This window comes from Proteus faecis (assembly GCF_003144395.1).
In the GTDB taxonomy this organism is placed as follows: Bacteria; Pseudomonadota; Gammaproteobacteria; order Enterobacterales; family Enterobacteriaceae; genus Proteus; species Proteus faecis.
In genome coordinates this window covers 47,460-69,507 of sequence record NZ_PENZ01000034.1, presented here as the reverse complement: position 1 = coordinate 69,507, position 22,048 = coordinate 47,460, and the positions used below count along the sequence as shown (strand labels likewise).

Genomic DNA, 22,048 nt, shown 5'->3' with positions numbered 1-22,048 from the left:
CTTTTTTAGATTTTATCAAGCCTTTTAACTTATTTAATATTAAAAACGATATAACTTTACATTTTGATAGAAAATAGTTAGTGAACGCCTAATATAAGGCATCATTTAGAACTTAAGTATAAAGTAAGATTGATAATAGATGATATGAATTTTCTATTTTTTCAAACGGAAGGGAATTATTTAGGAAAGACTGGTATCGTTTAATATTACGACAACAAGTTTATCATAAAAAGCACCGTAACATGTAGACACCACCATCTACCATGCTCGATAGAGCAACTATCTCTATTTTTATGCACGACTCACAACATATGCAAGCCGTGCATTTTATACCAGCAATAATGGACTCAATTACCGCTATAAATTACATCTTGAAGCGATATGTGGTTGTCATCGAGCCAGATAATGAATGAGCTCGTTGTGAGTGACCATCATAAAGTTTTGGTGTGGTATAGTCGTTTTCTTGCTGGTGGTGCCAGCCGATACCACCGCTTAAAGAAACAGAAAGATTTGCGGTTGGTTTCCAGTAGCTAAATAAACCAAACTGTCCTTGTTTTAATCTTTCACCAGAATAGCTGAATTCACTATAGTTGGTACGCGCACCAACAGACAGTTCTTTACTAACTTTGTATTCAGCTTCCAATGCTCCCATGACCTCACCATCACGAACATAGTCGATATCTGCGTAAGCTGGTGAGTTAAAGCGCCCACGGGTATTACCAATTGGGTTACGAGCAAATTGCCCAACACCATTGGCTTTTTCAGCATCGGTATACGTCACACCTGTGCGTATTGTCCATGGTGACTCTGGAATACGCCATTCCAGGGTACCTGCAACGTGCCATGCATCATGATCAAAGTTACGCTTACCCTTATTGGCATCACTTAATGTACGTTTGCCATCACTACCATAATCATGATAATAAACAACACCACCCACAGTCACATCTGAAGTTAATTTATATTTTGCTTCTAAGCCATGCTGACGAAATACATCATCCGCTTGACCATAGAAATAAAATACTTTTAACGGTTTAGTGTTGTAGTTAATACCGCCGGTAAGAACATGATCGATATTATGTCTAACGCCATTACCATCGCTGAAATACATTCTGTCGATATTTGGGCTATCACGACGCATCACTTTACCGTCAAGGAACAATAAATCTAAGCTCCAATCACCCATCGCTGTATTAGTTGCATAACCATTATAACTGTTTAATGATAAGCGCTGTGAGTTCGTAAAAATACCGGTATTTTTTAATGTAAACCAACCTGCCTTACCATTAATTAACACAGGCTCTAAATCAAATTTCACTTTTGCGAAACGTTGACCAATTTTGTTATAGCCTTTTGCTTCACCATCATCATTGTATAAAATTGCACGAGAAGCGAAGTCTTTACTTGCGCCTAATTTGATACCACCATAATAAGAAACATCAAACCCTAGAATGCCACCTAAATAACCTGATCTGAAATCAGCTTGGAAGTTTTGCCCCCAAGCATTAGCAACTTGCTTTCTGTAACGTTGCTCTTCTTTATCAAAACGGTTTTCAGTTTTCAAATACTTCCACATATTAATTGTAGAAAGCTCAAGTTCTGAATCTGAAATAAATGCACTTTCTTTAATTGAATTTTCCCAATTCGCAGCATTAGCAGCGCTTACAGCTAAGAAACAAGGAGACAGCATAAACAATACTAATTTTGTTACTTTCATCTTAATGCAACCTGGTTAATAAATATTTAAATTATGCTGATTTATACTCAGCAAGTTTAATAAAGTACCCTTTCTTTATTTAGCTAAAAAATAACCTTTGATTAAATTTATAGTTGCACTAACTTCAAGCAACAGAGTCATTTTTTGGCGCAAAAAATCGAATATGAATATCTCATCATATTTATATTTACTTATTTTTCGTAATAAAATCCGATAAGCAAATTATAAATTATTTGCCTTTAATCATTATCCCTTACGTAGAGAACCCTAATCTGAAAATATAATATTTTAGCTATGATTATTTTTCTAAAAATACATTTGGGACTCATAGAGTAAAAATGATTCATTATTTAGGTAATGATTTTAGCTAATCTGTCAATATTCCAAAATTACGCAAGAATTTCATGAACTGTATACTATAGTAATCTTATGTCAATTTAAGAGATCGTTGTCACAATATGTTACATTTATTACAATTCACATACCATTAAAAGAGATCTTAATCACAATTATCAACTGCTTTATCTTTTTATTCAACTTATCAAATAAAAACTCACTTCTTATCTAAAAATTAGACAAATATTCTCTTTTATAGCTAACAAAACTTACTCAAGATATATTTCGAATTAAAAACAAAGTAACATAAGTTAAATTCAAATATCTTTATTATTAATAAAAATTTATATTACTGGTAACTTGATATAGCGAATAACTAAAAATATGAATACTCCTATCCCAAAAGATACTATTGGTTTTCTTAAATAATTTTTAATAGAAAACCTAATAAATATTGATTGGCAATAATAATTTTATATTTTGATTCAGATAAATATAAAAAACCCCAATAATTGGTTATCCAACTATTGGGGTGACTTTAAGTACCTGTTGTTATAACTGATAACTTAATTTAATAATTTTTTAGGCTTAAGCACTTTTGAAAGATCAACTGCAATTTTAGCCGTCTCATCTAAATAAGGATCCGGACCTTCATAATCCTTAGGTAAATCATCGAGTGACTTCAATGCTGGTTTGCCTTCTAATTTAAAACGCTCATTAATACGATTTAATTTTATGGCTTCTAGCTCTTTGTTTTCTTTCTCTCTTTCAGCGAAGTTTAAAACAACAAATTTATCTTCACCTTTTGCTTTAGCATCGTTATAACGTTGAATATCAGCAAAGATGTATGAAAATTCTCTGTCATTTGCAATACGCTTAGTATGTTGTTCAGTTAATGGTACTAACGTCGCTTTCAATTTGTCTGAATATTCAGATAATTGATAGTTTGCTGGAGAGATACTATCCCAAGGCAACGCGTTATCTTCAAAACTCTCCCCCATTTCAGCACTATCAAAGCTTGGTAACAACAAATCAGGTGTTACACCTTTAAGCTGAGTACTACCACCATTAATTCGATAGAATTTTTGAATAGTGTATTGCACTGAACCTAAACCCGGCCAATCAGGGCTTAGCATTTGATCGTAAACTCGGGTTAATGGGCGATATTGTTGCACCGTTCCTTTACCGAACGTTTGCTCACCAACAATTAACGCTCGCCCGTAGTCTTGCATTGCGGCCGCAAAAATTTCAGAAGCAGAAGCACTAAAGCGATTTACGATAACAACTAGTGGCCCTTTATAATACACGACATCATCTTTATCGAAATCTTGTCGAACACGACCATTGTTATCTCTGACTTGCACAACGGGACCACTTGGAATAAATAATCCCGATAGTGAAATCGCCTCTGTTAAAGCACCACCACCATTACCGCGCAAATCAATGACTAAAGATGAAACATTATCTTTCGCCACTTTTTGTAACTGTGTTTTTACGTCATTGGTTAAACCCACATAGAAGCTTGGAATATCCAAAATGGCGACTTTATCACCGTTAATTACTTTTTCAGTTAACTTAACAGCTCTGTCTTCTAAACGGATTTGCTCTCTGACTAAAGTGATTGTTCTTGGTTTGGCACCTTTCTCATCAGAAATAACTTCTAATCTTACTTGACTACCTTTCGGCCCTTTAATCAAAGCAACGATATCATCAAGTCGCCAACCGACAACATCAACCATCGGTTTATTTTGTTGTCCTACTGCAATTATTTTATCACCAACTTTCAACTCTTTACTTTTTGCAGCTGGACCACCAGTTACCATAGAGTTGATCATAGGATAATCATCATCCATCTGTAATACAGCACCAATTCCTTCTAAGGATAAGCTCATTTCAGAATCAAAGGCTTCAGTATTTCTTGGTGATAGATAGCTTGTATGAGGGTCAATTTCGCGGGCGAATGCCGACATAATGATTTGGAAAACATCTTCACTTTGGCTTTGCGTTTGACGACGTAGCGCTGCTTTATAACGCTTAGTTAAAGTCTCTTTAACTTCGCTATCTGTTTTGTCAGATAATTTCAGTGTTAACCAATCATATTTTACTTTTTCATCCCAAAGTTTATCTAGCTCAGCTTGAGTTTGTGGCCATGGTGCTTTTGTTCTATCTAACTCAAACTTATCTTGGCCAGTTAAATCTATGGGTTTATCTAGGCGGTTTAAGGCGTATTGAAAACGTTCAAAACGTCTTTTTTGCGCTAAATTAAAGAGATCATAAAGGGGCTGAAGCTCACCTTTTTTCAGATATTCACCTACTTTGGTTTTTTCTTTATCAAATTGGGCAATATCTGATGCTAACAACACATTGTGGCTATAATCTAATAAATTAAGATAGCGATTAAAAATCTTTTCAGAAAAGTTCGCATCTAGCGAAAACTGACGGTAATGAGAGCGTTCAAAACGAGAGGTTACTCGCTCGCTCACAGTAGAATGCTGCGGCTCTTGCTTCAATTTAGGTAACTGATCAATAGTTACCATTGCTGGAGTGGCTGGTTTCTCAGCCATTACAACAGAAGTGCCTATTAACGTTAATCCGATCGCAAAAGCCACATTTAGAAGTTTGTTCATGCTCTGGTTGGCCTCCGTATCAGAACTTTAAATGTTCCGTGCGTACATTCATTGCCAAACCGTTAGGCAATTGTACACGTACACCCTCTTTTGCTATCTCTAGCACTGTCGCGTCCATCACGCTACTACCAACGTTAACTTTCAACGATTGACCAACAGTAAGAACTGACGTGTCTTTCACTGGAATTAACTTTTCAGTATTTTGGCGTGGTGGTGCTTTGCGAGGTGCTTGAGTCGCTTTTTGAGGACGAGGCTGTCGTTTTTCACCTTCTTTAGGTGGTTGACGACGCGTATTATTTGGCTTTTTCGCTGCCGGACGTTTACTGGTCTCCTTATCACCCTCAGCTTCGCGCTTCTTAGCACGTTGCTCTGCTCTTTGAGCTTGAACGCGCGCCTTAGCTTCTGCTAATTGTGTACGAGCATGTTCAATATGCTCAGCTTCCAGTTCGCCGCAGTCATTACCATTCAAATCGACACGTTTTGCCCCTTCTTTAACTCCATAAAGGTAGCGCCAACTTGAGGTATACAAGCGTAATGCTGAACGTAACTGTGTTTTGCTCAGTTGAGTTTCATCTTTTAGATCTTCAACAAGATCTTGAAAAATGCCAACTTTCAAAGGGCGAGCTTCACCCTCAGCAATAAAACACTTAGGGAAACGTTCAGCTAAAAAAGCGATGATTTCTTTACTACTATTCAACTTAGGTTGATTTTCCATGAAATTTCCTGATTACAACGGTTTTGCCAACCAGCGCAGGCATGAACAAGCGACATTATAATAGTGTTGCCAACAATTTCTATGGCAAACGCCTGTTAACTTACACAAAATTCACAATATTTTGCTGTATGACAAGTTTTTAAATGCTCGCAGAGCACGTCACACAACGCTTTAAGCCCATTTTCATCTTTTTTATCAAAACGATCAAAAATAGGACTATCAATATCGAGAACGCCGATAATTTGTCCATTTACTTTTAAAGGTAGAACAATTTCAGACTGACTTGCACTGTCACAAGCAATATGACCACTAAATTGATGAACGTCACTTACTCTTAAAATTCTATTTTCAGAGTATGCGGTTCCACAAACTCCTTTCCCAAAACCTATTCTGACACAAGCAATTTTGCCTTGAAATGGGCCAAGAACTAATGAGTCACCATCATTAAGATAAAATCCAACCCAATTTATCGTATCTAACTTCTCGTAAAGAAGCGCGCTGGTATTAGCAAGTGATGCGATAAGATCATTTTCACCAGACAACAAGGCTGACAAATTATCAGTGAGTTCCTGATAAAAAAGCGATTTTGGCATCATTAAACCTTATTTACGTAACTAAAATAGATAACATACTCATAATTTAGCCTATTTTATCTTGGGGTTGAATACTCCATTTTCAAGAATTGGGCAAAAAAACGATAATATTCCCTTAACACCCACAAAAAAAATCAGACACTTTGTATTGTAAAATGAAAGGCATAAATATAATAAAAATGATAACTTGTGAACCATTGAGTATAGGTACTTTTTTTTAGCTTAATCAAACGATAACTCTTCAGAAAACCAACTTAGGCGAATTAACGAGCGACACAGTGAACAATATTGCAACAAAGGAAAAGAAATCAATACGCTGTCAAGAGTGTGACCACCTCGTGACACTACCTCTTGCATTAAAGCGTGGAGAGGATGCTTATTGTCCGCGTTGCCAAGCCAAACTTGCATCTTATCGACATTGGTCATTAACTCGCCTACTTATTCTCTCTATTACAATGCTTATTTTGGCATCCATAGCATTTACTCAGCCATTAATTAAGATCCACCTATTAGGCACAATGATAACTGCAAATGTGGTTGATGGTATTCGCATGATGTCAGAGCAAGGTTCTCCTCTTACCGCAACAATGGTCGCCTTTTGTGCTATCGCAGCCCCTCTTAGCCTCCCTATCGCTATTTTATATCTCCATTTAGGAGCGCGCTTACGCCTTAATCTTCGCCCTGTCTTATTAATGTTAGGAAAATTAAAAGAATGGGTAATGTTAGATGTCTATTTAATTGGGCTTGGTGTTGCAACAATAAAATTAGGCGATTATGCAACCGTCTATATTGGCAATGGTCTAATTGCCTTTGTTTCTTTAATGATACTTAGTTTATTAATGCTAATTAACATTAATATGGACCAACTTTGGCAACGTTTTTATCCACAAAAAGAAATAGAAAACAGCCCTGCAACTTGCCATTCTTGCCATTATCATTTTAAAAGAACACCATCAACACACTGCCCACGTTGTAAATCTTGCTATACCCCAAGACAGCCAATGAGTTTACAAAAAACATGGGCAGCATTAATTTCAGCAATAATTCTGCTAATACCGGCAAATTTATTACCTATTTCTATTTTCTATTTAAATGGTCAACGCAGTGAAGATACTATTTTTTCAGGTGTACTTTCCTTAGTGAATTCAGGCAATACCCCGATTGCGATTATTGTTTTTATTGCCAGTATTTTTGTACCTTTTTTCAAGATTATAATTATGCTGGGCTTATTATTAAGCATTCATTTAAATTCTAGTATTGACCCTTTACTTCGAATGAAACTATACCGTTTCGTCTCTTGGATAGGACGATGGTCAATGCTTGATCTTTTTGTGATTGGGCTGATGATGTCATTGATTAATCGAGATCAATTGATGACTTTTACAATGGGGCCAGCGGCTTTTTATTTTGGTACTGCGGTTATTCTTACTATCCTTGCCGTTGAATGGTTGGATAGTCGTTTATTATGGGATACTTATGCAACAAGAAGAAAACGACGTTCAGGACACACAAGCCCAAATACGCCGCAAGCGTAAAATTTCGACATTTTGGCTTCTCCCTGTTATCGCCATGTTTATTGCTAGTTGGTTGCTTTTCCAACATTGGCAAGATAAAGGTATACAAATCACGATTGATTTTCAAACCGCATCAGGAATTGTCTCTGGCAGGACACCTATTCGCTATCAAGGCGTTGATGTGGGTCTTGTTAAAGATGTCACTTTAAGTGATGACTTACGCCAAGTGATTGTTACGGCTGATATCCGCAAAGATCTTGCGACAGCACTACGCCAAAACACACAGTTTTGGTTGGTTACACCTAAAGCTAGTCTTTCCGGTGTATCTGGACTAGATGCTTTAGTTGGTGGTAACTATATCAGCATGTTACCCGGGGACGGTGAAAAGCAATTTAAATTTATTGCTCAGGATGTTCGTCCTCAAGCTAATATAGATAAAAATCAGCAATTAATAACGTTAACAGCAGATAAATTGGGTTCACTCAATGTTGACTCTCAAGTTTATTATCGTCAAGTTCCTGTTGGTAAAGTATATAGCTATGCAATTCGTCCTGATAATCAGGGTGTTTTTATTGAACTTAGTATTGATAAACAATATGCCCACTTAATTCGTCAAGATAGCCATTTCTGGAACGTCTCTGGCTTTCAAGGTGATTTCAATTTAAAAAGTGGTGTATCAGTAAAAATGGAAAGTGTTTCTGCTTTAATCAATGGTGCAATCGCTTTTGATTCCCCGGAAAATAGTCCTCCAGCACAAGAGAACCAGCAATTCGTTTTACAATCAGCAACCTCTGTAGATGCGGGTAAAGCGATATATGGCGAAGATGGATTAATTATTTCTCTAACCAGTGAAGAAAGTTGGGGCGTTGATGCAGGGCAACCTATTCTTTTTAGAGGAATAACTATTGGACAAATCATTCAGCGTAATATAAGTGATGACGGGGTTATTTTTGATGCAATTATTGCCCCTGAATATAAGCATTATATTTATGAAAATAGCAAATTTGTTGCCAATAGCCGAATTAACGTCAACATGGGCCTAAATGGCATTGAAGTTCAAGGTGCGACACCTCAAGAATGGCTTGAAGGAGGCATTCATCTTATTCAAGGTACTAAAGGCTCACCTAAAGAACAGTATCGTCTTTATCGTAACGACTTTTTTGCTAAAGCCAGTGTGAATGGCAATGAATTACCTGTAACACTCACTTTAAAAGCATCAAGCCTTCCCGGGATACAAAAAGGTTCTGTGGTTCTTTATCATCAATTTCAAGTCGGTGAAATTACTGATGTTCGACCTTTAATAGATGAATTTGATATTGATGTATATATCTCTAAACAATATCGTCATCTACTCACAGAAAAAAGTGTCTTCTGGACTGAAGGGGCTGCTAAAGTATCTGTTAATGGCTCAGGATTAACTGTCGAAGCAACGCCATTAAATCGCGCATTAAAAGGCGCAATCAGTTTTGATAATTTCGAAAATATCAATAGTAACGTTTCACGTTACAAACTCTATCCATCAGAAACTAGCGCACGAGCTATCGGTGCACAGATTACTTTAAAAACCTATGATGCCAGTAAACTCTCTGAAGGAATGCCAATTCGTTATTTAGGAATTGATATTGGGCAAGTCGAATCCTTGATCCTTTCACCTGATAGAAAAGCAGTGACTGTATCTGCTGTACTCTATCCTGATTATGTCAAAACCTTTGCGAGATCAGGCAGTCGCTTCGCTGTTGTTACTCCTGAATTAACAGCATCGGGATTAGATAACTTAGATTCACTTATACAACCATATATTAAAGCAGAGCCCGGCAATGGGGGTGTATATCGTAAATTTGAATTACAAACATCCAACATTACAGACTCACGCTATCTTGATGGATTAAACCTTGTGTTAAATGCCACTGAAGCGGGCTCGGTACAAATTGGTACACCAATTTACTACCGTGGTTTGGAAGTCGGCGCCGTAACAGGCCTTGAACTAGGTAACATGTCTGACAGAGTATTAATTCACATCCGTATTAGTAAAAAATACCAATACCTTGTTCGAAATAATACAGAGTTTTGGCTCTCATCTGGATATAACTTCTCGTTTGGCTTAACTGGTGGTGTTATCCGTAGTGGAACATTTAAGCAATTTATACGTGGTGGGATCACTTTTGCAACCCCCCCGTCCACACCATTACAAGCAAAAGCAAAACAGGAACAGAATTTCATTTTAAATGATAAAGAACCTAAAGATTGGAATGAATGGGGAACGGCAATACCTAAACCTTAAAAATTAGATAATTCAGCCCTATTTCAGAAGATTTATTTAAAGCGGATCACAAAAAATGATCCGCTTTTTTTATTTTCAAAAAACATTTTGGAAATCGATTCCATTTATACTATGCTTAATTCTGTTTGGTCAAAAAGCATTCTTTGAAATAAATGCCTCTAACAAAACATAACGGAACACAACATCGCTTAAACCGGAGTTTTATTATGAAAAAGATAACGTTGAAAATTGCTTGCTATGAAATTGAAGATATTACTTTAAAACACTCTTCCGATAATCAATTAGCTTATATTCATATACCATGTGATTATGACAAAGAATTTTGCATGCAATTAGATGGATGGGATGAAAACACCAGCATTCCAGCCCAACTGAAAGATCAAAATATTCTGCTTTATCGCCATGCTTATGATAAAGATAATCACCACTGGATTTTAAAAGTGGCATAACGAGGATGCTAAAGCGAAATAAAAAAAGCCAGATAAATCATTTATCTGGCTTAGGGAAATGGCTCATTTTGAGCCGTGCGCTAAAAAGTAAAATGTTGCTTACGGCATAAACAAAAATCGAGAACTCACTCAGACTTTCTCAGACTTTTCTATCTCACAACCTACTGTTAAATATTAGCTAACAATATGTAAAGATCCAGTAAACAACCTAGTAGCACACTATTTTCTACTCAAAAAATCGTTGTTATTTATTTTTATTATTTAAATCAACATGATAAAAATAAAAAATTCTTATCTATATTATCAATCAATTGATTAATTGTTCTCACAAAGCGACTTAATCGCGCTCTGTATCACTTCTACTGATTTTTTCTTTTCAGGTGAATGAGGATCTGGTAGCAAAATAACATCAATTAGCTGCGCTTTTACTTTGCCACTTTCCATTTGTTTCATTGCAATTTCATTAAGAGGATACTGCATCAGTGTTGCTGGATTAATCACAAACCAAGCACCATCAGCACGACAATTAAGCATCACTTCTTCACGTGTAAATGGCCAATCGTCACCAAATTGAAGCTTACTGACCGTTGAAATAGGTGCCGCCGAGAATGCTTGAAAAGTAAAGAGCATTAACATTCCCGCGAATAAGAAACGTTTCATGTAGATATCTCACTTAAGAAATTAGGTTTTTTAAATTATATCGCAATCTATACAGGTGAGTTAATCACAAAGATGGCTACGGTAAAAATAACCATTGTTCCAAATAATAGTTCAAGCCAACTATTTACTAGCAGCCATTGAAAGTTATTTTTCTTACGAATATGAGGAACTAAGACATAACGATTGATTACAGCTAAACCAAGCATTAACAACACTAAACTAATTTTAAGCCATAACATGCTTTGGTATTCAGATGATAATTGTACTGCTGGCCATCCAGGAATTAACATAATGGCACTGATAATACCGGTAATCGTCACCAATAAAACAGCAAGATGACCAAAAAGTGAAAACTGCTTCATTGTACCAATGATAGGCCTGATCATCCCATCTGCAAGCTCATCTTTATTCCGTAAAAACTGCAAACAAGTGACAAATGGCCATAAACCACCAAACCAATACGCTGCGCTAATAAGATGAATACTTTGATTAACTTTATAGAATATCGCTTCTGATCCTGTAAACATAGCACCATGACCAATTGATGCATGTAAAATCAACATAATTGAAGAAATAATTAATAAAGAAAAGTTGCGAATATAGCGTTGGTGTATAAATAAAATAGCCAATGCAGCGGTTGCTAATACCAATTGCCATTGCCAAATTTGACCAAACGAAGTACCTAAGACGGCTCGCCATATTTCAAATGACCAAGCATCTTCCCAACCATCCCCCATAATACCAGATTGCACAATCATCCATAAATAAGTCGTAATAAAGACGATAACAGTGCTAATAGCTAATGCGGGGCGCAAACGAACCTGAATAAGAGGAATGAACTTATCTTTAGCAAGAATGGCAGCCGAGAAGCTCAGTCCGAACATAAACATGACTGCCACGAAATGGAAAAAACGGCATAAAATATAAACGTCTTCAGGTGTCATTATTTTACACTAAATTGATAAGAACCTTTTGTCTTGTGTCCATCAACAGAAACAACATTCCAATTAACTAAATAATCACCTTCTGATAAATCACTTTCTAAAGGCAATAATAATTTAGTATTGTTAACAGGATCTAAACTCAGTTTTCCTACGGTGATTTCTTTGCCATCACTATTAGTGACTTTGATTTTGCTAAAAGCTAATTCAATACCTTCAGAAAAGTCTAGCGTGATAACTTTAGGCGCTTGTGCTTGTTCAATAGCAGCACCTTCAGCAGGTAACTGTGATTTTAAGTGTGCATGTGCTAATGCTTGTTGGTATGACATACCAAGGAATAAAACAGCAATAGCCGATAATTTACCCCAAGATGTCTTAAGTGTATTTAATGACATAATAACCTCTTAAATTACAGGTGATTTTTTTATTTATGAAAATATTTTATAGCAATTTTACGTCAAGATCTTTGCTTCTTGATATTAGAAATAAAAGGTTGTGAACTAGCACTCAAAATATATGTTATTTAGAGCAGTTTCTGTTTCAAATATCACCCATTTTTACACTTCGAAAAAATATAATACCCTTATTGACAGTCTAAACAGTTCAATACATAGCCAAATACAACTAAAAGTAAAATAATCCCCCTGTATAAATAGCATTCAATAAGTATTTTTAAGAGCAAAAAAACAATATTAGTAAGAGAAAAAATAAAAGATAAGAATAGTAAGGAAGGCGATGCAGAAGAATAAAAAACGCCCTGCTATTCGTTCACAGCAGAGCGTAATAAGTCATTTATTAGCTTAGGCCTAAAAATTAAACATGTGCAGATGCTGATAATGTGTTCAGATCTTTATCTAATAAGAATAAAGCTTTGCCACTGTCACCAACCATTGCTAATTTATCTAGGATTGATTTGAATAATTTTTCTTCTTCATGTTGCTCTGCAACATACCATTGTAAGAAGTTAAATGTCGAATAATCCTGAGTTGTCATTGCAACATGTGCTAATTTATTAATCTCAGATGTAATATGCTTTTCATGTTTGTAAGTTTTATCGAACAACTCAGCTAATGATGAAAACTCAGCAGGTGGAGCTTCAATCGCTCCAAGTAAAGGCATTGCACCTGTATCACTTAAGTAATCAAATAAACGGTGCATATGTTCCATTTCTTCACGAGAGTGAGCTTTTAAAAATTTAGCAGCACCATCAAATCCTTTATCGTCGCACCAAGCACTCATTTGCAAATACAGATTTGCCGAGTAAAACTCTAAATTTAACTGTTCATTCAATTTATTGATCATATCTTGATGTAACATATTTTACGTCCTTTGCGATGAAAATTAACATTATGGGTATTATGCACAGTTAAAAATAAAAATATAGCGATTTAGGTGTGGTTTATTTATTTTTTTCAATTAATTACCTGTAATAAAAATAAAAACCAATCTCATTTGTAATATGTTTTTAATACTCTTAGAAAGCTAAATAGCACTTATTATCATTAAGAGTAAATATGCATTTATCCATTAAAGAAAAAATCATAACAAGTTGAAATATATGAATATTATTTTTCAGTTTCAATTTTTCATATTTATTAAACTTTTCTTTATAACCCAAAATATACAAATTAATATTAAATAAAGATCATATCTTACCTATGAAAAATATAAAAAATAATCTTTGTCATATATCAACAAAATAATATCTATAACTATCAATACTAGAAAAATAAAACATCCATCCATTAGCTATTATTATTCGCTATTTTTTATAATTTCCATTTGATATTGCTACATATTCGTTTGCTCAGACATCCATTCTTTTTCACTTTTTTTCATATAAAAAAATACATAACTCTCAAAAAATAAAAATAATTTCAATTTTTGTGCAGTTTTTCATTTTGACTGATAAGATTAGTAGGTAACTCATATTTGTATGCACAAAAAATTAATATTAAAGCCCTAATCATAATAAAAGGTTAATTAGGAGCCACTATGACAAAAACAGTGTTAGTACCCGTTGATTTTACAGAGCTTGGTTTATTGGACAAGGTTGTGTCTCATCTAAAAGCATTGTCTGTCGCTGACAAATTGAATATTCATTTTTTATCAGTCATTCCAAGTTATGAGTCTTTTGTCGGATTTGCATTCGCAGGACAAGACAGACTAGCAAGTGACAAACAACGGATTGAAATTGCATTATCCACACTAAAAGAAAACTTATCGCATATTGACATTCCCAATAGTACAACTCAATTTTATGTATCTATAGGTAATCCTCGCGATAAAATTTTAGAAACCGCAAAAAAAATTCAAGCAGAGCTAATTGTCATTGGTTCTCGTAATCCTGGTATGAAAACTTATCTTCTAGGTTCTACCGCATCTTCTGTGGTCAGTTATGCAGAATCATCTGTATTAGTCGTGCGCTAATCGCTCACCCCATCTTCCATAAGAAATCTGGTATTTGTCATAAGCCAGATTTCTTATTCTTTTCACTATAAAATCCATTCAAAATGATATTTTATTTTATCGTTCTTATCTTTAAGAGTAATGATTAAAAACATATTCTGAAACAATAAGATAATTATTAAAAAACACCACAAACATATTCACTTTAATGCTTTTTATATAAACAAATATATTTATTCATCTCATAATAAATTTATATTGTTCATAATGTTAAATTATGTAAAGATACTTTTTCTATTAAGACTAACTTTAATCAATAGGGTGAAAGGAATTAAAATGAATAAAGAACTTTCTGAAAAGTGGCAAGAGCGTTTTTCATTTTTTGACAAATATGGTTCACCTAAAACACCAGAATTTAAAGCAGCTTATAAAGAGCTAGCCTTTGGAAAACGAATTCTTATTGGAATGAATATCTGGGCATTTTTCTTTGGTTTTATTTACTTTCTTATTTTAGGTTTATGGCGCAAAGCATTAACATTATTTGCTATTAATATTGCTATTTTTACAATTATTGGTTTTTTACCTGTAAATAATGGTGTTATCAATGTGGTGGGTATTGCAGTTAACATTTTATGGGCTATAACAGCCAACTATGCCTATTACTTAAAAGAAACTAAAAATGATCAAAGTTGGAACCCATTTGAAGGTGTTCTGTAATAATAAAGGGGGTAATGCCCCTTTATTTTTTCTAACTCTTTTCTTTATTAATAACATTATATCCCCTGCCCTTATTTCATAATAACGTTATCTATTGTTGTATTTAAACACTTTTATCTAATTTAAATAAAATAATTAAATAGCATTAAAAGTTTTTTATCCCAAAAGGACTCATTGTTAATGCTATAATTCATTAACGCTAATTGGGGGAAAACGTATGTCTGAACATTTTCAAGGCAAATTTGAAGCTGAACTAAAATATCACCTTCAAAATTCAGAAAATTTTATTAATGAATTAAAAAAAGCAGGTGCCACATTATTTACGCCTGAAAATAAAGAAACAGATTGGTACATGGAACATGATAATACTGAATTTTCAGCTCCTACTATCAGTTTATGTATAAGAAAAATGCATCCCGCAGGAATAAATCTTCTTATCGTTAAAGGTCCTGATTTATCGCAATGTGAAGCAGTTCGTATCGAAGATGCAGAAAAAACTGTCTCTATATTTACGACTCTTGGCTACCATTGTATTCTCAATTATACAAAATCAAGAGAAATTTATTTTCTAGATAAGTTTCATATCACTATTGATAAGTTAGATAAATTAGGCTCATTTGCTGAGTTTGCCATTATGACTGACGACCCAAGTAAACTCCCACTCTATATTGACCAACTAAGGCATTTAGCCGCAAAATTTGGCTTCACAGATAAAAATCTTGAGAAAAAGAACTATAAGACACTAATGTTAAATAACTTAAAATCATAAATACATTTATCCCTTCACGCTATCATTCTTTAGGGATCTTTTTGCTTCCCTCTCACTTATAACGTTAGAGTCTCTTATTTGTTCTATTAAATAAACAAAAAATAATTTAATTTATTGCTGTTTTAATCATTATTACTTTTTTATTTTATAAATAGAAACACTCACACTATTTAAACCTAATTGTTTAAAAAGAAATGAGTTAATTACATAAAATTAATAATAAATCAACAGGTTAACTACCATTCTCTAAGGAGGTATCTTTTATATCATTTTTATTATTTATCTTTAACTTTTAATATTTAAGAAAAATTAATTAAAAATCAAAGCATTACGAAGCAATAAAATACATTTGATAAATTTATTAATTAGAACAATAAATAAGCATAAAGAATATTTATAAAATGCCGATACTATTTTTTAGTATTTGAAAAAATCAAAAGGATATATGGCATTAAATCAAAGAGTGACCTAAAAACATATTTTCATGTGTTTTTTTATTCTTTGTCTATACCAGTTACAGGAAGTAAAAATAAAACTTAAAAATCAATAAATTACACAGTTATATTTTTATGAAAAAGGAAATAACATTACATGTTTAACAACTTAAAACAACGTTATTTGCCAAACGTCTCTTTTAATATGTCAGGTTTAAAAACCACCACTTTAGTTTGGCTTATTACAGGCTCTTTAATCTTACTTCTTGGTCTAGCCTGTGTTCTATTCCTCTCTTCAGTTAATGATTACAAGAGAAATTTAAACACATTAAACAATATCTATCATGAACAATCACTATTAAATAGTACTTGGGAGGATTTACTACAAACGCGTAATACCTTAAATAGAGCCAGCTCTCGCCACTTATTAATTATTAATAAAATGGCTACAGCTAACACTGACATCTCTTCATTATTACAACAAACTAAAGAAAAGCTACAGCACGTTGAAAATGGATGGGAAAGTTTCAAAAATTTTCCTCATAACGTTGAAGATCAAAGTTATGTGCAACAATTAGAGCAAAAATATACTGAACTTAATGTAGCACTCATTGAATTTTTAGCCTTCCTAGAACAAGGCAAAACATACGAGTATTTAAATCAGCCAACACAAACCTATCAAGACAATTTTGAGCAAGCCTATACAGCCTATCATCAACAACTAGAAAACTATTACACAGCTTCATTGGATGAAGGTGAGTTGCTGTACGATAAAATTATTTATAGTTTAATCGTTATTTCAGTTTTAATTGTTATCTTTTCTTTCTTAGTCCAAGTTGTACTGCGAAAAAACTTTATTTCACCTTTAAACGCAATAATGAAAAATATTGAAGATATTAGCAATGGAAAATTAGCAACCGATGTCACCACAAAAGGTCTATATGAAATAAATATTCTCACTGCTAATATTCAAAAAATGCGAGATCAGATAAAACGGATAGTCAATAATATCAATCATAGCTCAGGTCTTATTAATTCAGAATTAAGTGATATTGCTGTTATGAACAATAATCTTGCTATTCGAGTTGAACAACAATCAGCAGCCGTACTCGAAACTTCCGCAGGAATACGACAATTAAGTGTTACATCAAAACAGCATGCAGAAAATACACAAGCATCATGTGAGCTAGTAACAAAAGCAGATACGATGATCCACCAAAGCAATGAAATGCTCGCTAACGTTGTTGAAAATATGCATGAAGTTGTCACGTTCTCAGAACAAATTAATGATATTACTTCTACGATCGACAATATTGCCTTTCAAACAAACCTATTGGCTTTAAATGCTGCCGTAGAAGCGGCAAGAGTGGGAGAACACGGAAAAGGTTTTGCTGTTGTTGCTAAAGAAGTAAGAGAATTATCCATTAGCTGTAATTTAGCATCAAAAGAGATAAAAATACTTGTCGCTAATTCAAGTAAAAAAATAAATCAGTGCTTTCAGCTAGCCGCTGACGCAAACGATAATATGATAGATATTTCTAAGCATACTGAAAATATTAATGAAATGATCCACGATATTTCTATTTCTACAAATGAACAAAGTAATGGCATTGCTCAAATTGAAGATGCAATAAATCAATTAGATCAAACCACACAAGCTAACGCAACAATGACACGAGAATTAGTTAGTTCATTAGATTCATTGCAAACACAATCAGATAGACTGAAACAAGAACTAACTGTTTTTCATCAGTAAATGTTAAAGCCACTTCATATCATAAAAGCTATCTTAATCTTAGGATAGCTTTTTTATTCATGATTTAACCCAATGTTAAAAATGGCTAAATTCAGGGATCTCTTTTTTACCGTGTGATTTTAGAAAATCTAGCACCCTTCTTGGGGTTACATTTAGTATACGCTCTTGTGGAAAATCTATTTGGGCTAATACTTTTAATACTCGATCAAATTTTCCCAGAGAAGAAGCTATATGTGAGTCAGAACCTAATGCAATTAATCCTCCCGCATCACGTACAGCTTTAGCGATTTCTATACAGTTTTTCTCACTTCCTACTCTAGAATGAATAAATGATGAGTTATTCATTTCTAAAGCAACATTGTAACTAGCAGCGGCTTTTGCAACTTCAGCAATCTCTATTGGATATTTTGGATTACCTGGATGCGTAATCATTTGAACACAACCACTTGCTATTGTTGCAATTAATGCTTTTGTATTATCAACAAGGCCTAATGACCCCATGACAGGATCATGAAAACCAGCAAGCACAATATCTAATTTCTTGCTCATTTTCTCACTACAATCTGTTTCACCTTTAATATTTTTAATATTCGCTTCTATACCGTAAAGAATACCCACACCATCAATAATACGAGGGATCACAGGTAAGTTAGAAAAATGCCATTCATGAGGAGCATCATCCATATCTGGGCCATGATCAGTAATTGCAAATAATTGAATACCCTGTTTTTTAGCTTGTTGGAAATATTCACTAACTGTACTGTAAGCATGTGTACTAGCAATAGTATGAGCATGTAAATCAACGGGATACATAAATAACTCCTTCCTAAAAACACCTTATGAACATCAATAAGATAGTTTTCTTAGCTATAAGATCTATCTAATATTAATTATCAATTCCAGTAAAATACGTAATAACCAACAAGCAATATACTATCGACTTGATCCTTTCTCACATTAGAAAGAAATGAAGATAAATTTTGATAAATATGCTTTAATCTTTAACATACTATTTAATATCAAATAGATAAATAAATTTCACTTTAGTACTATACACAACACAAGAATTTTGAAAACACATTATATTATGTAATTTCGTTTTAAATCCGGCTTTCAACTTTATAAAAGGTTATTTATGTTCAACTATCCAGCAATCGCTCATTTTGATGAAGAAAGTGAAACTTACGAAATTACCTACCGTGATTTTGATAACATACATGCAGTTGCTTATACAGAAGATGATATTGAACTAGAAGCCTCTGATATTTTACATGTAGGCCTTGAAGAATTTATTGCGAGTAAACTGCCTATTCCTGCACCATCTAAAGCACAAGCTGGTGATTTTATTGTCTACTTACCCCTTATCAGCTGTTTAAAAATTGCATTACATAATGCGATGCTAGAAACAAAAACAAAAAAATCCGATCTTGCAAGAAAAATGAATTTAACGAGCGCACAAATAGAGCGTTTACTTGAAATTAATCAAACCTCAAAAGTAGATAGCCTAGAGCAAGCACTTTATTTATTAGGTTATGCTATTTCAGTCAGCGTTAATAAAGATATTAAACAATAGTAATTAAAATAAAAATGGCTCTAAATCGATTAGAGCCATTCGTGCTAGACTATTTCACAACAAGTATGCAGGATATTAAAGCTTTTTACTTGCTAAAAAATTCGCATGGTTTGTATAAATAGCAACAATATCTTCACCACGCCCTACTAACCCAGCAACCTGATTTACCATATCCAGATGATCTTCAGCATAATCATCTTTAATCAGTTTACCTAACCGCATACTTGTACGACCTACCAAACCATCATTTTCATGTTCAGTAAAGAATGCACTTAATACACGCATTGCTGCATGAGTAGGATCCAGTAGATTGCCTTTCTCACCAACAATCAAACCTTGAATATAACTACCAAATGAATAATAGTAGACGCCATTTACAACTTCTTTACCTTCACCACCACGAATGGCAGGTAACCCTTGTGGGTACTTTTTATTAAACTCAGTTACATTTTCAGTTGTTAATGCTTCCAATGCAGCAACGGCATCTTGTGGATTACTGCGATGACCTGAAAATGTAGAGATAATAGTACCAATAGCTTTCATTACTGCATCAGCAATATATTCTGGCACACTATCCTTACGTACAATACGTCGTACCAAATCTGCAATCTCTGAACCATGGTTTACACCATTAATAGAGGTAACAGAAGCAATATTTTTTGCATGTTTTGCAGCAACATAACGACAAGCTAATGGTCCTTGGCTATGGCCAATTAAATTTACTTTTTTGGCTTTCGTTTCTTTGAGAACTTTTTGCACAAATCCCCAAAGTTGTTCACCACGAACTTCATTAGCGTTAAATGCCGAAAGAGAGGCAGTAAAAACTTTATGACCATCCTTTTCTAAGGCATCCGCGATGCCATAAAAATAAGGATAACCGACGACATTATCAAAACCAGATAGACCATGAACTAAAACAATTGGATATGTAGTTGGCATATTTTCCATTCCTTGGGCTTAAGTTAATCTATTTAATTTGCTAAACATCCTATTAGCAATTTCTAGAACAATATTTAGAGCACAAAAATCAAAACACAATATTTGAAGCGCAAAAATTATAGTAAACATCGTGTTTCAATGCCTTAATTATTCTAAGTATTATTAGCATAATCTCTATTTTACGATCGTAAAGCATTATTTTAATTTATTTATAATCTTAATTAACCCCCGAAAAAATCAGCATACCTTCAATTATACCTTCCGCTTTTTTCAATTTTTTTCCAATATATGTATCCGAACATTTTTCATATTTTGCAAGCTGAATAAATGTCTTACCAAAAACATAATAATTAATAAGTAACTGATAATCCTTTTTATTGTTCACCATCAATCTTTTCATTAAATCATTGATAATATTAGCATCATGATGCGTACATTTTTTTCTTAATCTTATGCGTTCTGGTATGATTTCTTTTTTATTATTCAATAGATTAATGGCTTTTTGATCATTAGCCATCCATGCTCCCCACATTTCTAAAACTTTTGAAATATTTTCCATATTAACATCCTTATTTATCCATAAAGTCATAATTGCGTCCTACAATCATTTAATAAAACTTTATTAAAACTTAATAAACATTGATATTAATATAGTAAATAACGTGTAATTTACAACTAAGATTATAAATATACTAAGTTTTTAACTTAATTCATTGATACTAATGAAAAATAAAGAAGATATAAGTAGCCACTTTAATTAAAAACTCAATCATTTTGAAACTATAAAGAGTATTTTCTCTTAAAATGGCTATAAATATAAAAGAGTAGCAATTATGGTAATACTTCTTCAGGACGCAAAGTGAGTACTTCATATCCTGTTGCTGTTACTAAAATAGTATGCTCTGATTGAGCAGATAATTTTTTATCTCTTGTCACAACTGTCCAACCATCTTTTTTGGTTTTTATTTTAGCGCCACCTTGATTTATCATTGGCTCAATCGTAAAAGTCATACCTTCTTTTAATTCAACACCTTGTCCTTTAATGCCATAATGTAGCACTTGTGGTGCTTCATGCATTTCTCTTCCTATTCCATGTCCACAGTATTCTCTCACTACACTATACCCATGACTTTGTGCAAAACTTTGAATAGCATGACCAATATCACCTAATGTCGCACCTGGTTTTACTTCCTTGATACCTTCCCACATTGCTTGATACGTTATTTTTGCTAATTTGCGCGCAATAGGAGATGCCTCTGGCATAATATACATTTTACTAGAGTCAGCAATAAATCCATTTTTTTCTAGTGTAATATCAACATTAACAATATCTTTGCTTTTAAGGCGTTCATCTGCTTTTGGCACACCATGACAAACAACTTCGTTGATAGATGTATTTAGCACATACTCATAACCATATTGACCTTTACTTGCTGGTCTCGATTGGAGTTCATTGACAATAAAATCATCAACTTTATCGTTAATCTCTAGTGTAGAAACACCCGGTACAATAAAATCATCAAGCATTGTAAAAACTTTCGCCAATAAACGTCCTGACTCACGCATTAATTCAATTTCATCAGCTGTTTTAATCGTTATTTTATCCACTCTTCTTTCC

The 22,048-nt window shown here is 33.7% G+C and carries 20 protein-coding genes; 8 read left to right on the top strand and 12 right to left on the bottom strand.

The window, feature by feature from the left end; genetic code table 11:
- Positions 1-364 precede the first annotated feature (364 nt).
- The 4 genes from DK858_RS09875 to DK858_RS09860 form a co-directional block, all read right to left on the bottom strand.
- On the bottom strand, positions 365-1,717 hold the full coding sequence (locus tag DK858_RS09875; protein ID WP_109397247.1) for an OprD family outer membrane porin: 1,353 nt from the start codon (positions 1,715-1,717) through the stop codon (positions 365-367).
- A 902-nt stretch (positions 1,718-2,619) separates the two neighbouring features.
- Complete coding sequence (gene prc / locus DK858_RS09870) at positions 2,620-4,680, bottom strand: carboxy terminal-processing peptidase (RefSeq protein WP_109397246.1); 2,061 nt, start codon at positions 4,678-4,680, stop codon at positions 2,620-2,622.
- Between the two features lie 19 nt (positions 4,681-4,699).
- Positions 4,700-5,395, bottom strand: a complete 696-nt coding sequence (proQ, locus tag DK858_RS09865; RefSeq protein WP_023582406.1) for an RNA chaperone ProQ — start codon at positions 5,393-5,395, stop codon at positions 4,700-4,702.
- 95 nt (positions 5,396-5,490) lie between these two features.
- Positions 5,491-5,988 (bottom strand): GAF domain-containing protein, encoded by a 498-nt coding sequence (locus DK858_RS09860; protein ID WP_109397245.1) that lies wholly within the window; start codon positions 5,986-5,988, stop codon positions 5,491-5,493.
- A gap of 278 nt (positions 5,989-6,266) precedes the next feature.
- Between DK858_RS09860 and yebS the strand changes: the two genes are divergently transcribed.
- The 3 genes from yebS to DK858_RS09845 all read left to right on the top strand — a co-directional run bounded on the left by yebS (position 6,267) and on the right by DK858_RS09845 (position 10,232).
- Positions 6,267-7,523 (top strand): membrane integrity lipid transport subunit YebS, encoded by a 1,257-nt coding sequence (yebS, locus tag DK858_RS09855; RefSeq protein ID WP_109397244.1) that lies wholly within the window; start codon positions 6,267-6,269, stop codon positions 7,521-7,523.
- Positions 7,465-9,783 (top strand): PqiB family protein, encoded by a 2,319-nt coding sequence (locus DK858_RS09850; RefSeq protein ID WP_109397243.1) that lies wholly within the window; start codon positions 7,465-7,467, stop codon positions 9,781-9,783. Before yebS ends, DK858_RS09850 begins: the two co-directional genes overlap by 59 nt.
- A 206-nt stretch (positions 9,784-9,989) precedes the next feature.
- Positions 9,990-10,232 carry a DUF1480 family protein gene (locus DK858_RS09845; RefSeq protein WP_109397242.1) on the top strand — a complete coding sequence of 81 codons (243 nt, stop codon included), beginning with the start codon at positions 9,990-9,992 and terminating at the stop codon, positions 10,230-10,232.
- Positions 10,233-10,547: 315 nt separating this feature from the next.
- Here DK858_RS09845 and DK858_RS09840 read toward each other — a convergent pair whose 3' ends face one another.
- The 4 genes from DK858_RS09840 to ftnA all read right to left on the bottom strand — a co-directional run bounded on the left by DK858_RS09840 (position 10,548) and on the right by ftnA (position 13,150).
- Entirely contained in the window at positions 10,548-10,892 is a 345-nt protein-coding gene (locus DK858_RS09840; RefSeq protein WP_109397241.1) for a YebY family protein, read from the bottom strand.
- 47 nt (positions 10,893-10,939) lie between these two features.
- Positions 10,940-11,836 carry a copper homeostasis membrane protein CopD gene (gene copD, locus DK858_RS09835; protein ID WP_109397240.1) on the bottom strand — a complete coding sequence of 299 codons (897 nt, stop codon included), beginning with the start codon at positions 11,834-11,836 and terminating at the stop codon, positions 10,940-10,942.
- Entirely contained in the window at positions 11,836-12,228 is a 393-nt protein-coding gene (gene copC, locus DK858_RS09830; RefSeq protein ID WP_006537158.1) for a copper homeostasis periplasmic binding protein CopC, read from the bottom strand. Before copC ends, copD begins: the two co-directional genes overlap by 1 nt.
- Before the next feature lie 418 nt (positions 12,229-12,646).
- Entirely contained in the window at positions 12,647-13,150 is a 504-nt protein-coding gene (gene ftnA, locus DK858_RS09825; protein ID WP_006537159.1) for a non-heme ferritin, read from the bottom strand.
- 678 nt (positions 13,151-13,828) lie between these two features.
- On the opposite strand from ftnA, the gene DK858_RS09820 reads away from it, so the two are divergent.
- The 4 genes from DK858_RS09820 (at position 13,829) to DK858_RS09805 (ending at position 17,918) form a co-directional block, all read left to right on the top strand.
- Positions 13,829-14,263 (top strand): universal stress protein, encoded by a 435-nt coding sequence (locus DK858_RS09820; protein ID WP_072062602.1) that lies wholly within the window; start codon positions 13,829-13,831, stop codon positions 14,261-14,263.
- Positions 14,264-14,578: 315 nt separating this feature from the next.
- On the top strand, positions 14,579-14,959 hold the full coding sequence (locus DK858_RS09815) for a DUF2628 domain-containing protein (RefSeq protein WP_109397239.1): 381 nt from the start codon (positions 14,579-14,581) through the stop codon (positions 14,957-14,959).
- 217 nt (positions 14,960-15,176) lie between these two features.
- The gene (gene cyaB, locus DK858_RS09810) at positions 15,177-15,728 is read left to right on the top strand and encodes a class IV adenylate cyclase (RefSeq protein ID WP_109397238.1); all 552 of its coding nucleotides are present in this window, start codon (positions 15,177-15,179) and stop codon (positions 15,726-15,728) included.
- 591 nt (positions 15,729-16,319) lie between these two features.
- The gene (locus tag DK858_RS09805; RefSeq protein ID WP_194294836.1) at positions 16,320-17,918 is read left to right on the top strand and encodes a methyl-accepting chemotaxis protein; all 1,599 of its coding nucleotides are present in this window, start codon (positions 16,320-16,322) and stop codon (positions 17,916-17,918) included.
- Positions 17,919-17,993: 75 nt separating this feature from the next.
- On the opposite strand, the gene DK858_RS09800 is transcribed toward DK858_RS09805, so the two are convergent.
- Positions 17,994-18,731: a phosphatase gene (locus tag DK858_RS09800; protein WP_109397237.1), complete on the bottom strand. Its 738-nt coding sequence runs from the start codon at positions 18,729-18,731 to the stop codon at positions 17,994-17,996.
- A gap of 322 nt (positions 18,732-19,053) precedes the next feature.
- On the opposite strand from DK858_RS09800, the gene DK858_RS09795 reads away from it, so the two are divergent.
- Positions 19,054-19,491, top strand: coding sequence for a type II toxin-antitoxin system HicB family antitoxin (locus DK858_RS09795; RefSeq protein ID WP_109397236.1), 438 nt, complete (start codon positions 19,054-19,056; stop codon positions 19,489-19,491).
- Positions 19,492-19,566: 75 nt separating this feature from the next.
- Here DK858_RS09795 and DK858_RS09790 read toward each other — a convergent pair whose 3' ends face one another.
- The 3 genes from DK858_RS09790 to map form a co-directional block, all read right to left on the bottom strand.
- A complete protein-coding gene (locus tag DK858_RS09790) occupies positions 19,567-20,430 on the bottom strand; it encodes a lipase family alpha/beta hydrolase (protein ID WP_109397235.1) in 864 nt (287 codons plus the stop codon).
- A 217-nt stretch (positions 20,431-20,647) separates the two neighbouring features.
- On the bottom strand, positions 20,648-20,989 hold the full coding sequence (locus DK858_RS09785) for an antiterminator Q family protein (RefSeq protein ID WP_109397234.1): 342 nt from the start codon (positions 20,987-20,989) through the stop codon (positions 20,648-20,650).
- 272 nt (positions 20,990-21,261) lie between these two features.
- Positions 21,262-22,038 (bottom strand): type I methionyl aminopeptidase, encoded by a 777-nt coding sequence (map, locus tag DK858_RS09780; protein ID WP_109397233.1) that lies wholly within the window; start codon positions 22,036-22,038, stop codon positions 21,262-21,264.
- Positions 22,039-22,048 lie beyond the last annotated feature (10 nt).

What these genes read in the sequence shown, in the direction of transcription:
- DK858_RS09820 (WP_072062602.1), top strand. Translation starts at nt 13,829, where the DNA reads ATGACAAAAACAGTGTTAGTACCCGTTGATTTTACAGAGCTTGGTTTA.
- DK858_RS09850 (WP_109397243.1), top strand. Translation starts at nt 7,465, where the DNA reads ATGCAACAAGAAGAAAACGACGTTCAGGACACACAAGCCCAAATACGC.
- DK858_RS09845 (WP_109397242.1), top strand. Translation starts at nt 9,990, where the DNA reads ATGAAAAAGATAACGTTGAAAATTGCTTGCTATGAAATTGAAGATATT.
- DK858_RS09785 (WP_109397234.1), bottom strand. Translation starts at nt 20,989, where the DNA reads ATGGAAAATATTTCAAAAGTTTTAGAAATGTGGGGAGCATGGATGGCT.
- DK858_RS09840 (WP_109397241.1), bottom strand. Translation starts at nt 10,892, where the DNA reads ATGAAACGTTTCTTATTCGCGGGAATGTTAATGCTCTTTACTTTTCAA.
- DK858_RS09795 (WP_109397236.1), top strand. Translation starts at nt 19,054, where the DNA reads ATGTTCAACTATCCAGCAATCGCTCATTTTGATGAAGAAAGTGAAACT.
- DK858_RS09805 (WP_194294836.1), top strand. Translation starts at nt 16,320, where the DNA reads ATGTTTAACAACTTAAAACAACGTTATTTGCCAAACGTCTCTTTTAAT.
- DK858_RS09860 (WP_109397245.1), bottom strand. Translation starts at nt 5,988, where the DNA reads ATGCCAAAATCGCTTTTTTATCAGGAACTCACTGATAATTTGTCAGCC.
- cyaB (WP_109397238.1), top strand. Translation starts at nt 15,177, where the DNA reads ATGTCTGAACATTTTCAAGGCAAATTTGAAGCTGAACTAAAATATCAC.
- DK858_RS09815 (WP_109397239.1), top strand. Translation starts at nt 14,579, where the DNA reads ATGAATAAAGAACTTTCTGAAAAGTGGCAAGAGCGTTTTTCATTTTTT.
- ftnA (WP_006537159.1), bottom strand. Translation starts at nt 13,150, where the DNA reads ATGTTACATCAAGATATGATCAATAAATTGAATGAACAGTTAAATTTA.
- DK858_RS09875 (WP_109397247.1), bottom strand. Translation starts at nt 1,717, where the DNA reads ATGAAAGTAACAAAATTAGTATTGTTTATGCTGTCTCCTTGTTTCTTA.
- DK858_RS09800 (WP_109397237.1), bottom strand. Translation starts at nt 18,731, where the DNA reads ATGTATCCCGTTGATTTACATGCTCATACTATTGCTAGTACACATGCT.
- copC (WP_006537158.1), bottom strand. Translation starts at nt 12,228, where the DNA reads ATGTCATTAAATACACTTAAGACATCTTGGGGTAAATTATCGGCTATT.
- proQ (WP_023582406.1), bottom strand. Translation starts at nt 5,395, where the DNA reads ATGGAAAATCAACCTAAGTTGAATAGTAGTAAAGAAATCATCGCTTTT.
- copD (WP_109397240.1), bottom strand. Translation starts at nt 11,836, where the DNA reads ATGACACCTGAAGACGTTTATATTTTATGCCGTTTTTTCCATTTCGTG.
- prc (WP_109397246.1), bottom strand. Translation starts at nt 4,680, where the DNA reads ATGAACAAACTTCTAAATGTGGCTTTTGCGATCGGATTAACGTTAATA.
- DK858_RS09790 (WP_109397235.1), bottom strand. Translation starts at nt 20,430, where the DNA reads ATGCCAACTACATATCCAATTGTTTTAGTTCATGGTCTATCTGGTTTT.